Origin of the sequence: Natroniella sp. ANB-PHB2 (assembly GCF_046097105.1) — a bacterium.
In the GTDB taxonomy this organism is placed as follows: Bacteria; Bacillota; Halanaerobiia; order Halobacteroidales; family Halobacteroidaceae; genus Natroniella.
Genome location: NZ_CP175562.1, coordinates 145,752 through 160,094, shown reverse-complemented (window position 1 = coordinate 160,094; position 14,343 = coordinate 145,752). Strand labels below are relative to the sequence as shown.

The following is a 14,343-nucleotide window of genomic DNA, read 5'->3' as shown; positions in this document are numbered from 1 at the left end:
ATTGTTAATTGACCTTAATAAGCTTAGCATACTCTGCTGCCAACTCCTTAACCCCAGTTTCAACAAAGGAAACAACTATCTTCTCTCTGCCATGCTCAACAACTACATCAAGAACTTCCCCTTGGCCCCAATAATCATGTCTAACTTTATCTCCCGGGCCAAATTGAGCTGTGGCTAGTTGACTCACATTATCTTCTTGCTGAAATAAGCTATCAGAAATCTCTCCAATAAATCGAGATGGACTATTATACTCAGTCTGTCCATAAACCTTCCGCCGTTTAGCGTGGGTTAAATATAATTTTTCTTCAGCCCTAGTAATTCCTACATAACATAACCTCCGCTCTTCAGCAACTCCACCTTCTTCTGATATAGAACGGCTATGAGGGAATAAATCCTCTTCCATCCCTGTTAAAAAGACAATTGGAAACTCTAAACCTTTGGCACTATGAAGGGTTAATAGGACTACTCCAGTATCTGAAGCATCTAAATTATCAACATCAGCAACTAAAGCTACCTCTTCTAAAAACTCCCCTAACACCCCAACTTCTCCTCCAAACTCTTCCATACTAGCTAATAGTTCATTTAAGTTATCAATTCTATTCTTAGCTTGTTCTGTATCAGCCAGTTTCAATTGAGCCAAATAACCGGTTTCATCCAATATCTCTTGGGTTAAATCTGCTACTGAAACCTCTTGTTGGCGGTGTTGAAGATAACTAATCAATTCTCCAAACTTTCTAACCTTATTACTAAATCGGCTACTGATACTATCTATCTCTTCAACTCTGTTAACAGCTGCTAACAGAGAAACTCCTGTTTGACTGGCAAATTTTTGTAAACGATTTAAGGTCGTCTTTCCAATGCCACGTTTAGGAGTATTGATCACTCGTTGTAGACTGATATCATCAGCAGGATTATATATTAACCGTAGATAAGCTAATAGATCCTTAATTTCTTTACGATCATAAAACTTCAACCCACCAATCATTCGATAAGGAACCTCTTTTCTGATTAGAGACTGTTCTAAACGGCGAGATTGAGCATTGGTTCTATACAAAATGGCAATCTCCTGCCAAGAGTATCCTGCTTGTTGTAATTTTAAGATCTCTGTTGCAATATAATCAGCTTCTCCTTGACCAGTCCTAGCCTGGTGTAAGGTAAGTTCTTCCCCTTCAGGATTTTCAGTCCATAACCTCTTCGCCTTGCGCTTAGGATTATTGCTTACTACACTGAAGGCTGCTGTTAAGATATTTTTAGTTGAACGATAATTCTGCTCTAACTTAATAACTTCTGCCTCTGGATAATCAGTTTCAAAGTTCAAAATATTAGTAATATCTGCCCCTCTAAACCCATATATGCTCTGATCATCATCACCTACTACACAGATGTTATTATACTTAGCTGCCAATAAATTAGTCAGTTTATATTGAGCATGGTTAACATCTTGATACTCATCCACTAAAATATATCTAAATTTATTCTGATAATAACTTAATACTGCTGGATACTGCCTAAATAACTGTACAGTCTTCATTATCAAATCATCAAAATCTAGAGCATTATTCTCTTTCAACCTTTTTTGATAATAAGGATAAACTTCCTGTACTATTTGAGAAAAATAATCAGTTGCTTGATAATCTTGTGGGTCAATCAATTTATTTTTAGCTTGACTTATTCTTCCTAATATGGCTCGTGGTTTAAATTTTTTAGGATCCAAATCTAGCTCCTGCAAAATATTCTTAAGTAAAGATTTCTGATCAGAAGTATCAAAGATTACAAAATTAGAATCATAACCCAATTTATTAATATCTTTTCTTAAAATCCTAACACAAGTTGAATGAAAAGTCCTAATCCAAATTTGATCACTATCCGTAGCAACTAAATTCTCTATTCTTTCTTTCATCTCTTCAGCTGCTTTATTAGTAAATGTAACTGCTAAAATGTTAGCTGGTGTAATATTATAATGATAGATCAGATAAGCAATTCGATGGGTCAAGACCCTTGTCTTACCACTCCCTGCTCCAGCTAAGATCAAAATTGGCCCTTCATTGTGTATAACTGCTCTTTTCTGTTCTGCATTTAAACTTTCTAAGATTTCCACCTTATGTTCCCCCCTCAACCCTCACCTAATAATTATATCCTAAAATTTACCTCTTGTCTAATCAAGTTATATTCTAATTTTAAAATTCATATCTTTTACAAAAAGGAGGACATATTAATGAAAAAACTCATCCTCTTATTGAGCATTATATTGTTAATTATCAGTTTTATAATTGGAGGAGTTGTAAGTCTAATTATTAGCTTTAAAAATAATAACCCAGCTATTACATCTGAACAAGAATATTTCTTACCAGAGCTGACTTTAAATGATTTAGAAGAAGAAAAAATTAAATTAAAAAAAATCAACCAACCAACAATCTTACTCTTTTGGCTCCCTCAATCCCAAAGCTGCCAACAACAATTAGAGGTCTTAACTACAATCAACGATACCTATCAAAATCAACTTCAAATCTTAGCTGTTGGCATTGGAGCTTTATCTAAAACAGAATTAAGAAAGATAGCAAAAGAAAAATCTATTGACTTTCCAATTGTAATTGATCAACAAGCAAAATTAACTAAAAAATTACAGATCAATACTATTCCTACTTTGCTTCTTTATCATCCCCGACAAGAAAAAGAAAAATTAGTTGGCTTTAAGAATAAACAAGAGCTTGAACAAAGGTTAAAAAAAGATCTTTTAAATTAATAGCTATCCTAAATAGAATAAATCAGAGTTGAAATTTCAACTCTGATTTATTCTATAACTTTCATATTGATTTAAGCAGTTCTTCCTGCTTCATCTCCTGCCATCTCCTCTAAACATTCAGAACAGATAACTTTTCCTTTAAACTCAACTGTGTCTTCTGCATTTTGACAAAAGATACAAGCTGGTTGATACTTTTTAAGTATTATCTTCTCACTATCGACATAAATCTCTAGTGGATCTTTCTTTTCAATTCCAAGCGTTCTTCTCAATTCAATTGGGATTACCATTCTACCCAAATTATCTACTTTTCTTACTATTCCTGTTGATTTCATCATTTTCCTCCTTGATTTGACATATTTCGACTTTGTCTCACTTAATTATATCAGTAATCCCAAAAACTTGCAACCTAATTTTTATAAGCTTTCTATTTTTGACCTATTTTATGATATCTTGGGCAATTACAACTCCTGAAACTGAAGCCTGCAATAAACCACGTGTAATTCCTGCCCCATCACCAGCTACATATAAGTCATCTACTTTGGTTTCTAGATTATTTTTAACCTCTATTCGAGAAGAATAAAATTTAACCTCAACCCCATATAACAATGTATGTCGTGAATATACTCCAGGACAGATCTTATCTAAGGCCTGTAACATTTCATCAATTGCTACTAAGTGTCGATACGGCAAGACTAGACTCAAATCACCAGGTGTAGCATCCTTTAAGGTAGGCTCTACCAGCCCTCTCTCTATTCTTTCTTCAGTTGATCTTCTACCATCTAAAAAATCCCCAAGTCGCTGAACTAAAGCTCTACCTCCTAATAAATTAGCTAATTTAGCTATATTCTGTCCATAAGTAATCGGTTCTTTAAAAGGTTCAGTAAACGTCTTACTAACCAATAAAGCAAAGTTAGTATTGTTAGTCTTATTCGTAGCATGGCTATGACCATTGACAGTAATTAAGCCGTTATTATTTTCATTAACTACTTCACCATTAGGGCACATACAAAAAGTCCGTACTTTATCATCAAAAGTAGGTGTATAATGAATAAATTTAGATTCATAAAGAACATCAGTTAGCTCTTGCATAATTGCTGCTGGCAATTCTACTCTGACTCCAATATCAACAGGATTAATCGCAGTCTGAATCTCTAAGTTTTGAGCCTCTTTAAGCAACCACTCAGAATTTTCTCGACCTGGAGCAACAACTACTATTTCGCTCTTTATCTCCTCGTTTTGATCCGTTTTTACTCCTATCGCTTTATTATCAACAGTCAAAATCTCTTCAGCCTTAACTCCAGTTCTAATTTCTACTCCATTTTCTACTAAATAATCTTTCATCTTTGTTAGTACTTCTTTACTATATCCTGTTCCTAAATGTCTAATCTGAGATGGGATAAACTTCAACTCTGCCATTGTTGCCTGATTATGAATTTCTTGAGCTGCTTCATCAGACGGGCCATATACTTTATCTGGTGCTCCAAATTTACAATAAATATCATCTGCATAGCTGATTAACTCATCTAATCTATCTTGCCCAATATACTTATCTAAATTACCACCAATTTCACTCGATAAGGTTAACTTCCCATCACTAAAAGAACCTGCTCCTCCCCAACCACAGACAATTGAACAATTCTTACATTTTAAACAATCGGTTCCTCTAGATTTCATAGGGCATTCTCTATTAGTAATATCTCTACCCTTCTCTAAGATTACTATATTAAGATTACTCTCTTTTACTAATTCTAAAGCAGTAAATATTCCTGCTGGCCCTCCTCCTACTATTACCACATCATAATTATTAGCCATTAAATCATCCCCTTACTAAATAATAATTTTAAAGTTCGGCTTCAAACCAAAACCAGTAATAATAGTACCATACAAAAGATTAATAGTCAATTATATGCTAACGTTTCTTTGAATAATCAGAATAATATTTGTGTTATTTGAAAGGAGATACTTCTAGAGCCTTAGTAATTAAGCTCATTAAGTAGAAGTATAACAACAAAATAATTCCAAAAATAATATAATTAGATACTAACCCACCTAAGATTAAAAAATCATAAATCCCATGCAATAATACAACCTGTACTAACCCAATAATGATTAAATTAGGTCTTTCTTCACACTTGGCCCTACCCAAGTAAAAGCCCATAATCCCTGAAAAAGAAGCATGAACTAAACTGGTCACAACTGCTCGCACAATTCCTACTCGAAATCCAAAAACCACAGCATACAATAAGTTCTCTACTGCTGCAAACCCTAAAGCTACTGAAATGGAATAGATAATTCCATCCATTACTTCATTAAACTCATCTGAATGATAAACTGCATACCACACAACTGCAAACTTCCCGACTTCCTCTACCAAACCGATCACAAAAATTGAAACTCCCAGCAAAGTAAGTAAATCAGGAGGCTGTGCAATTAAATTTGCAAAAGGTGCTTCAATCAATCCTACTGGAATGACTAATAATGCTCCGTATAAAAATAATCTTAATACTAAATAAACTGGCTCAGGTTCATACTTATCCTTACGATAAAAGAAATATACCCATAGCAGTCCTGGTATAATAGAGATAATTATTAAATATATTAAATTCATCGCTACCCCTTTCTTAACCAAGTTTTTAAGTTTATCAGACTAAAAACCAATAACTAATAATCCTTACCAGTACTTTTTTTATGTTAGAGTAGGTGCTCACATATTAATATGTCTCAATTTAAATCAGCTATACTTATTTTTAAACCCTTTATAAAACTATTAATAACCTTCTCCAAATATGAAAAAAGCTTTAGCCTAGATAGGCTAAAGCTTTTTTCAGTATACAGTTCTAAAATTTAATTCTAAATTTCTATTGTCAAACCATCATAGGCAAGTGAGATATGATCAGCTAATTTAGTGGTTAAGTTATTGTGTTCAAACTTATGAGATAAATGAGTCAGATAAGCTTGGGAAGGATTCAACCTTTCAATCACTTCTAGCGACTGCTCTAAATTAAAATGTGTTGGATGAGACTGATAACGCAACGTCCCCAAAATTAAATATTCGATCCCCTCTAATAATTCAAAGGTCTCTTCTGAAATAAAACTACAATCGGTTATATAAGCTAAATCATTAACTCTATATCCCAAAATATCAACTTTACCATGCTTGATCACTAAAGGAATTACCTCTATATCACCAATTTTAAAAGAAGAAGATTTTTGATGTAATGTTGCCTGTGGTAATCCACCTTTTTGCTGATTAGGAGTAAAAATATAACTAAAAACCTTCCTTACTTCTTCTAATGTCCTCCTATTTCCATAACAGGGAATACTACTTCGTTGCAAATAATTTATAGATCTAATATCATCAAACCCCATTATATGATCTGCATGAGCATGAGTAAAAAGAATAGCATCAATCTTTTTAATATTATTCTCTAACAATTGTAACCTTAATTCTGGTGGAGTATCAATTAATATAGCTAGCCCCTCTAATTCTAAGTAAACAGAAGAGCGATAACGCTTATTTTTGATCTCTGATGAAATACAAGTAGAACAATCACAATCAAGAACAGGAACCCCCCGAGAAGTACCTGTTCCTAAAAAAGTAAGTTTCAACTCAACCCCTCCCTCTCTAACTCCAAAAGTGAAACTAAATTGATATAATGTGTCACTTCGTGACACAGCCGTCAGCTATCAGCTATGAGTCATCAGCCCAATCAAAACCTATAAAAAACCCCAACAAGTAAAACCATCTAAACCCAGGAAATATAATGGTTTCTAGATGTTTTAATTTTTATTGGTTTTAAATGCTCTTAACTGATAGCTGAGGACTGACCGCTGACCCTACGAGTTCTAAAATTCCAAAAACTCTCCGTAACAAAAACCGTTCGCTATGTGGCACAAGAGTGCCACACTATTGTAATAAAACTTCATACTTATAGACTGATCATTAACATAACTATTAGGATAACCATTATTATTACCACTCCAGCAACTAAAAATAATAAATTTTTATCAACCGTTATCTCAGCCATAGAATCTGTTTCTTGCTTGCTTAATTTTTCATTCTTAGCTAAGTAAGTCAGTTTAACTTCTGGTTCCACAACCAGCTTTCCATAAATATTAGGGCCAAACTTAATTCGAATCAAGTAACGCTGAGACTCTTCATTAAAATCAATCTCTATAATAACCCCCACTACTTGCCCTTTTTTTTCTTGTAACAAATCACTTAAATACTGCCCTACCTCTCTTTCATCAGTTACTTTAACTATGAGTTTATCCCCAACCTTTAAATTGTTAGCCTTTTTACCCCTTGTTGGAGAAATAATTGGTGAACAGTTTAAGCTTATTTCTAGCCCTAATTTATCATCACCTTCAGCTTCTTCTAGTTCAATATCATCTTTATCTTCTTCACTTTTTTCTTGTTCAGGAAATAATTCAGGGTAATTTTTTTGTAGCTCTTCTTCACCTTCAAGCTTAAACCTTGCTTCCAAATCAATCTGCTCTTGAATTAAATCTTCCAACTTTTCTTTAATTAAACCCTCTATCTCAGCTTTAAGATCAAGTTGTCCCCACTTTATTAACTCATCTATTTCCTCTTCACTAAAACTTCTTTTTAAATCACTGATAAACTCGTGTTTATCATATCTTCCTTCTTTAGTAACCAGCTTAATCTTTTCTATAAATTCTTGATTGTCAAGCTCCAAATCAATATTCTTCAATTCAGCATCACTACTCAAATCTAAATCCAATTTGATAATTTTTCGTTCCTCAGAATCTACGACTATGAAAAATAAACCATAAGTCTTACTATAACCACCATAACTGAATCTTCCATAAACAACTAAATTATCATCTGGTAAAACAGCCTTATCCCTTGGCTCTATCTCCTCTTTTTTTTCCATAATCTCCACCAACCCTTTTCATTTATAATCTAATATATGATTAAGTTTAAGTCTAAATCTAAGTAAAAAATAAATTCTTGAACTCTTAATACTGACTTAAACTCAAACTACATTATAAAAAATGCCGGATACTGTATTAATATTATAACGTCAAATCAGGCCTAATGTCCAATAATAATTGGAATTTAACTTAAAGCAGAAAATTAAAATAAGATGCCTTAAGGCACCTTATTTTAGAGGCTATTCACTTTAAAATACAGGTACAATAGAACCTCCATATTCTTCTTCAATATAATCTTTAACCTGCTGTGAGTTCAAAGCAGCTGCTAGTTTATTTAGCAATTGATCTTCCTGATCTACTCCCCTAACTACTAAAACATTAGCATAAGGTGATTGACTACCTTCAATTATTAATGAATCATTTGTCGGAACCAAATCAATCTCTAATGCATAATTAGTATTGATCACTGCTGCTGTAACATCAGGTAGAGATCTAGGTAATTGAGCTGCTTCTAATTCTGTAAATTCTAACTCTTTAGGATTGTCAATAATATCAACTAGCGTAGCTTCTAAGCCAGCCTCAGAGCTCAGTTCAATCAGCCCTGCTTCCTCTAATAACAAAAGTGCTCTTCCTTCATTAGTTGTATCATTAGGAATTGCAATCAATGCCCCTTCTTCAATCTGATCTAAACTATCAATCTGCTCCGAGTAAAGGCCAATCGGCTCAATATGAACACTAGCAATATCCACTAAATCCAACTCTCTTTCAGCACTAAAATTCTCTAAATAAGGAGTATGTTGAAAGAAATTAGCATCAATACTCCCATCATCTAAAGCAAGGTTAGGGGTTACATAATCAGTAAACTCCCTTATCTCCAACTCAATCCCCTCTTCTGCTAATAATGGCTCAACTACATCTTCTAAAATCTCAGCATGTGGAACAGGAGTAGCTCCTATTGTTATTCTTTCTACTTCTGTTGTTGCTTCTTCAACCTCTCCACAGCCTATTACCAACCCTGCTACTACAACTAAACTTACTAAAATTAATAACCCTCTCTTCATTACTTCTCTCCTCCTCATTTTTATTTAATATTTAATATTTAATATCTAATATTGAATAATTACAATTCAAAATCATCTTTAGTTACTCAATATTTATTATCAAGTGGTTGTTAACTATTCAATATTCATTATTTATTGCTTTTAATTGTTCACTATTAATTATTCATTGATTTTATTTGTGATCTACTTTTTCTGCTAGCCAATTCCCAAATCCTTGTACCCCTTGCACCATAATAATCAATAATAATACAGTTTTAAGCATTACATCTGTTTGGAAACGCTGATAGCCATATCTAATCGCAATATCTCCTAAACCACCTCCACCAACTGCCCCGACTATTGCAGAAAAGCTGATTAATGTAATTGTGGTTATGGTCAAGCCTAAGATTAACGAAGGCAACGCCTCAGGAATTAAGACCTTAATTATAATCTCCCAGGGGGTAGCTCCCATAACCAAAGCAGCTTCTATTACCCCTTGATCGACTTCCTTAATAGCACTCTCAACAATCCTCCCAGTAAAAGGTATAGCTGCTATCGTCAATGGAACAATTGCTGCTTCAGTGCCAATTGAAGTTCCTACTATTAAACGGGTAAGCGGAATAATAGCCACCATCAAAATAATAAAAGGAATTGATCTAACTACATTTATAATTGTACTTAAGACAAAGTTAATATATTTATTCTCTAATAAGTTATCCTTCTCTGTAACTACTACCCCTACTCCTAAAATCATTCCAAAGATAGTCGAAATAACCATTGAAATTCCAACCATATAAATTGTCTCTTGTAACCCACCCCATAATAACTCACCATCACTAACCAATACTTCTAACAGGTTCTGCATTCTGAATCACCTCTACTTTAACTTCATCCAAATCGATCAATTCTTTAATTGCTTCATTAACCTGTCGGTTATTACCCTCAATTCCTATGACTAAGGTTCCAAAGCTAACTCCTTGAATCTTATCGATATTACCATATAAAATATTAACCTTAATCTGATATTGATGAATCAAATCAGAAATAAGTGACTGCTTAACAGATTGACCAATGAAAGATATCTTCACTAAATCACCAATATCATTATCTTTTGCAGCTAAAAATCCTTTCGGTAAATCAGCATTGATCACACCTTGGACAAATCTTTTAGTTACTTCCTGTTGTGGATTTAAGAATAGATCAATTACAGCACCTTGTTCAACAATTTGACCTGCCTCTAAAACTGCTACTTGAGTACAAATCTCTTTGATCACTTCCATCTCATGTGTAATCAAAACAATAGTAATCTCTAACTTCTGGTTGATATCTTTCAATAGTTCCAAAATTGAATGAGTCGTTTCTGGATCTAAAGATGAAGTTGCTTCATCACATAATAAAACTTTAGGATCATTAGCCAAAGCTCTTGCAATTCCTACTCTCTGCTGTTGGCCCCCGCTTAATTGACTTGGATAACTATCTGCTTTATCGGCTAACCCTACTAATTTAAGTAATTTTTGTACCTTATCTTTCACCTTGCTCTTTTTTTCCCCTGCAAGTTCTAAAGGAAAAGCTACATTTTGAGCAACAGTTCTTGATTTTAATAGATTAAAATTCTGAAAGATCATTCCAATCTCTTTTCTAGCTTCTCGTAATTCTTTGGTTGTCAACTCAGTTAAATCTTGACCAGCCACTATAACATCCCCACTGGTTGGCTCTTCTAACAAATTCAAACAACGAATTAATGTACTCTTCCCTGCTCCACTCGGGCCAATAATCCCAAAAATCTCTCCAGCTTCAACCTCTAAATTTATCCTTTCTAGAGCAATCACTTCCTGCTCAACACTGCAATAAATTTTTTGCAGATTATTGATTTTGATCATTTTAACTCTCTCCTTTTTCAGTTTCTAACTTATTTAGATAAATAAAAAACTTCTTCTCAAAGAGAAGAAGTAAAATAGCTCCCCCTCTTATCTACCAGGAATTAGCACCGGGCACTTAGATAAAAGTGCTGGTTGCTGGGCTTCATTGGGCCAGTCCCTCCGCCACTCTGGATAAGAGAATCCAAAACTTTATTAAGTTATATGTATCATACCAATTCATCTCCAATTTGTCAAACAGTTTTATTTTTCTTTTCTACTAATTCTTTCAAAGCCTTGCTTAACTGATCTGGACAAGAAGTTCCATTGCGACAGGAGATATCTTTTAATTTTTCAGCTACCTTCTCTATCGCTTGGCCTTCAACTAAAGCTGCTATGCCAGCTAAACTCCCATTACAACCACCAATAAAATCAACCTTTTCAATTACTCCATCTTCAATTTCAAATCTAATCTCATCTGCACAAGTACCACTTGTCTTAAAAACTTTCATAATTATTCCCCCTAGATTGCATTCAATATTAAATACTTAATAACTAACATTTAAACAAAGATTATATTATATTTTTATGAGCTTGAATTATTTAATATTCATTACCTCTTAACTAAGCACTAAGCTCTATTATAGCATCTCAGTTAAAAAAATCAACCAATTAATTTTAGAATTACTTCACTAAGAAGACCCTCTTTAATAATTTTTAGTAAATGTTTTGCTGTTTACCTTACATTAATCAAGGATCTCCTTTTCGATCAAATCAGCTACCTCTGTCACCTTCTCTGCCAACATTTTTGGCTCTTTATAGTCATTAACAACCCTTGTTAATAATTCCTCTTCTGATAAGACAGGCTCTTCATAAACCGCTGGCCTAAAGATCTCAACCTTAGGTTTATTACCTGTCTTATAGCCTTCTGTTATCACCAAATCAAACTCTACACCAATATAATGTTCCATAATATAATCAAGCTCAACCTGCTCAGTTACCTCTTTGATCAAAGCCAACTTCTCTTTTGAAGTTAAAACAACCTGTTCAGCCCCTGCCTTTCGATGGCGCCAGCTATCCTTACCAGGTTTATCTATTTCAAATTTATGAGCATCATGCTTGATTGTAGCTATCTTATAACCTCGCTTCTTTAACTCAGGTATTAATTGCGTAATAAAAGTTGTCTTACCTGAATTAGACCAACCAATGATTGAAACAACTGGTATCATTAATACCCCCCCGGTTAAATTCATTTAATATTTAACATTTAATATTTAACATTTAATATTTAACATTTAATATTCTTTATTGTTTAATGCTTTTTATTATTCATTATTCAATGCTTTTCCCCCTCCGGGTTCTGCGAACCCTCGTGATGAAAAAATCCGCTCTTAGATTTTTTCTATCTCGCGCAGTCTTCTACTTGATCCTCTAACAATCGAACTGCATGAGGAATGGCCGGTAATATAACCCTTAAACATTCTTCAACTGCTATTGGACTCCCTGGTAAGTTAATGATCAATGATTTATTTCTAATTCCACAGACTGCTCTTGATAACATTGCATGAGGGGTCTTTTTGATACTTTCAGCTCGCATTGCTTCTGCTAAACCTGGCACCTTTTTATCGATCACCTCTAAAGTAGCATCAGGGGTGAAATCTCGCGGTGCTAAACCTGTTCCTCCGGTCGTCAAGATTAGATTAAGCTCTAGATCATCAACTTGCTTTTTTAACTCTTCAATAATCAATTCCTTATCATCAGAAATCACCTCATAATACTCAACTACTCCATCAATCTCTGCTACAATCCTTTCGATCGTTGGCCCGCTTTTATCTTCCCGCTTTCCAGTAGCACCTTTATCACTCAAGGTTAAAATTCCTACCTTAATCATTGAGCAACACCTCCAATTTAGCTCCTGCTTTAACCGTTCCACCCTGAATTACCTTAGCAAAGATACCTCGTTTTGGCATAATACAATCCCCTACTTGATGATATATATTACAGCGATTATGACACTCCTTACCGATCTGAGTCACTTCTAAAATTACTTCCTCACCTAATTTTAACTTCCTACCAAGTGGTAACTCCGTCAATTTTAATCCTTTAGTCACTATATTTTCTCCAAAAGCCCCCAACTTTAAATCTAACCCTTGCTCTCGCATATAATCGATATCTTCAATAGCTAATAAGCTAATTTGGCGATGCCAATCTCCAGCATGAGCATCCCTTTCTAAACCATAATTCTCCTTAAAGTTTGCTTCAGCTATCTGCTCTTTAGCAGTTCCCTTCTCTAAGCTACTACAAAAAGCAACCACTTCTCCTATTAAATCTTGGTCTACATAAACTCCATTCTTACCACCAGTCTTCTTTAATAATTTAATATCCCCAATCTCAATCCCCTTGTCAACTGCCTTACACATATCATAAATTGTCAAACCTGCAACAGAGACAGCAGTCAATGCTTCCATTTCTACTCCGGTCTTTCCTGCAATCTTAGTAACCGCAAGAATCTCAATTATTGCTTCTTCTTCAATAAGATTAAATTTTAAATCGACCCCACTGATCAATAAAGGATGGCACATCGGAATCAGATCAGCTGTCCGCTTGACCCCCATAATTCCAGCTACCCGTGCTACTTCCAAAACATCCCCTTTTTCTATCTCTTGACCCTTAATCAATTCCATAGTTTTAGGGCTGACCCGAACCTTAGCTTGAGCAATTGCTACCCTTTTCGTTTCATCCTTTGCTGTGATATCAACCATTCGAGATCGTCCAGCCTCATCAAAATGACTTAATTTACCCATCCTCATCCTCCTATCTGCGACATATGCTTGACTAATGAAGTCTCTTCTCCTAAATGATGTTGCTTAGGTTTATAAGTTACTGCTTCTAAAAATCTCTCCATTAATCTCTCTTGATTACTATTATTCCTAATTAGCTCTTTTAAATTAATTTCGTCATCACTACATAAACAAGGACGCAAATAACCAGTTGCAGTTAATCTAATTCGATTACAGCTAGTACAAAAATGATTACTAATAGGACTAATAAAACCAATTGTTCCTGAAGCTCCTGCTACTCGATAATAGTTAGCTGGCCCATTGCCAATAACAAATTTACTTGGCAATAGCTTCTCTCGTTCCTTAATCTTTCTTTTTAATTCTGCGATACTCAAATACTTCTCCTCTTGTTCTGACCTCTTACCTCCTATGGGCATAAACTCAATAAATCTAACATGAAGAGGATATTCTCTAGTCAAATTAATAAAATCAAAGACCTCGTCGTCATTAATCCCTTTCATCAAAACCATATTAATCTTAATTGGGGCCAACTCTAACTCTAAAGCCTTCTCTATCCCGGCCCAGACCTGTTTAAACCCTCCAATTTTAGTAATTTCCCTAAACTTACCTTGCTCTAAAGTATCTAAGCTAATATTAACTCGATCTAAGCCAGCTTCTAATAAACCTTGGCCCTTCTCTTCTAATAATAACCCGTTAGTCGTTAAAGAAATCTCTTCAATCCCTTCTATTTTGTTTAACATTTGAACAAAATTAACTACTCCTTTTCTAACTAAAGGGTCTCCACCTGTCAATCTAACCTTTTTAATTCCCAATCTGGCTCCTACTTGAACAACCTTAATCAACTCTTCATAACGCAAAATCCGCTGCTGGCTTAAACTTTTAACTCCTTCTTCAGGCATACAATATTGGCAGCGCAAATTACATCTGTCAGTTATTGCAATTCGCAAATAATCTATTTTCCGACCTAGTGGATCGATTAATTTGGTTATTTTCTGTCACCTCCT

At 34.3% G+C, this 14,343-nt stretch carries 15 protein-coding genes and 1 riboswitch; of the genes, 1 reads left to right on the top strand and 14 read right to left on the bottom strand.

The genetic code is table 11. From position 1 onward, the window contains the following. Positions 1-4: 4 nt before the first annotated feature. On the bottom strand, positions 5-2,098 hold the full coding sequence (gene pcrA, locus ACKF5P_RS00855) for a DNA helicase PcrA (protein WP_408955625.1): 2,094 nt from the start codon (positions 2,096-2,098) through the stop codon (positions 5-7). A 117-nt stretch (positions 2,099-2,215) separates the two neighbouring features. Between pcrA and ACKF5P_RS00850 the strand changes: the two genes are divergently transcribed. Continuing rightward, on the top strand, positions 2,216-2,743 hold the full coding sequence (locus ACKF5P_RS00850; protein ID WP_408955624.1) for a TlpA family protein disulfide reductase: 528 nt from the start codon (positions 2,216-2,218) through the stop codon (positions 2,741-2,743). A 71-nt stretch (positions 2,744-2,814) separates the two neighbouring features. Here ACKF5P_RS00850 and ACKF5P_RS00845 read toward each other — a convergent pair whose 3' ends face one another. From ACKF5P_RS00845 to moaA, 13 genes are all read right to left on the bottom strand, one after another. Next, positions 2,815-3,075, bottom strand: coding sequence for an AbrB/MazE/SpoVT family DNA-binding domain-containing protein (locus tag ACKF5P_RS00845; RefSeq protein ID WP_408955623.1), 261 nt, complete (start codon positions 3,073-3,075; stop codon positions 2,815-2,817). A 103-nt stretch (positions 3,076-3,178) separates the two neighbouring features. Further along, positions 3,179-4,555 carry an NAD(P)/FAD-dependent oxidoreductase gene (locus ACKF5P_RS00840; RefSeq protein ID WP_408955622.1) on the bottom strand — a complete coding sequence of 459 codons (1,377 nt, stop codon included), beginning with the start codon at positions 4,553-4,555 and terminating at the stop codon, positions 3,179-3,181. A gap of 133 nt (positions 4,556-4,688) precedes the next feature. Continuing rightward, the gene (locus tag ACKF5P_RS00835; RefSeq protein ID WP_408955621.1) at positions 4,689-5,351 is read right to left on the bottom strand and encodes a PrsW family glutamic-type intramembrane protease; all 663 of its coding nucleotides are present in this window, start codon (positions 5,349-5,351) and stop codon (positions 4,689-4,691) included. 242 nt (positions 5,352-5,593) lie between these two features. Then, a complete protein-coding gene (locus ACKF5P_RS00830; RefSeq protein ID WP_408955620.1) occupies positions 5,594-6,352 on the bottom strand; it encodes an MBL fold metallo-hydrolase in 759 nt (252 codons plus the stop codon). A 320-nt stretch (positions 6,353-6,672) separates the two neighbouring features. Beyond that, on the bottom strand, positions 6,673-7,641 hold the full coding sequence (locus ACKF5P_RS00825; RefSeq protein WP_408955619.1) for a hypothetical protein: 969 nt from the start codon (positions 7,639-7,641) through the stop codon (positions 6,673-6,675). Between the two features lie 249 nt (positions 7,642-7,890). Next, positions 7,891-8,703 (bottom strand): MetQ/NlpA family ABC transporter substrate-binding protein, encoded by an 813-nt coding sequence (locus ACKF5P_RS00820; RefSeq protein ID WP_408955618.1) that lies wholly within the window; start codon positions 8,701-8,703, stop codon positions 7,891-7,893. A gap of 172 nt (positions 8,704-8,875) precedes the next feature. Beyond that, positions 8,876-9,547, bottom strand: a complete 672-nt coding sequence (locus ACKF5P_RS00815; RefSeq protein ID WP_408955617.1) for a methionine ABC transporter permease — start codon at positions 9,545-9,547, stop codon at positions 8,876-8,878. Beyond that, positions 9,519-10,562, bottom strand: a complete 1,044-nt coding sequence (locus tag ACKF5P_RS00810) for a methionine ABC transporter ATP-binding protein (protein ID WP_408955616.1) — start codon at positions 10,560-10,562, stop codon at positions 9,519-9,521. Before ACKF5P_RS00810 ends, ACKF5P_RS00815 begins: the two co-directional genes overlap by 29 nt. 84 nt (positions 10,563-10,646) lie before the next feature. Next, positions 10,647-10,740: riboswitch (SAM riboswitch) on the bottom strand. 52 nt (positions 10,741-10,792) lie between these two features. After that, positions 10,793-11,050 (bottom strand): TIGR03905 family TSCPD domain-containing protein, encoded by a 258-nt coding sequence (locus tag ACKF5P_RS00805; protein WP_408955615.1) that lies wholly within the window; start codon positions 11,048-11,050, stop codon positions 10,793-10,795. Between the two features lie 234 nt (positions 11,051-11,284). Beyond that, on the bottom strand, positions 11,285-11,767 hold the full coding sequence (gene mobB / locus ACKF5P_RS00800; RefSeq protein ID WP_408955614.1) for a molybdopterin-guanine dinucleotide biosynthesis protein B: 483 nt from the start codon (positions 11,765-11,767) through the stop codon (positions 11,285-11,287). Between the two features lie 173 nt (positions 11,768-11,940). Then, positions 11,941-12,429, bottom strand: coding sequence for a molybdenum cofactor biosynthesis protein B (locus tag ACKF5P_RS00795; RefSeq protein WP_408955613.1), 489 nt, complete (start codon positions 12,427-12,429; stop codon positions 11,941-11,943). Then, a complete protein-coding gene (gene moaC, locus ACKF5P_RS00790; protein WP_408955612.1) occupies positions 12,422-13,342 on the bottom strand; it encodes a cyclic pyranopterin monophosphate synthase MoaC in 921 nt (306 codons plus the stop codon). The genes ACKF5P_RS00795 and moaC overlap by 8 nt, the downstream gene beginning before the upstream one ends. 2 nt (positions 13,343-13,344) lie before the next feature. Next, complete coding sequence (gene moaA / locus ACKF5P_RS00785; RefSeq protein WP_408956608.1) at positions 13,345-14,316, bottom strand: GTP 3',8-cyclase MoaA; 972 nt, start codon at positions 14,314-14,316, stop codon at positions 13,345-13,347. Positions 14,317-14,343 lie beyond the last annotated feature (27 nt).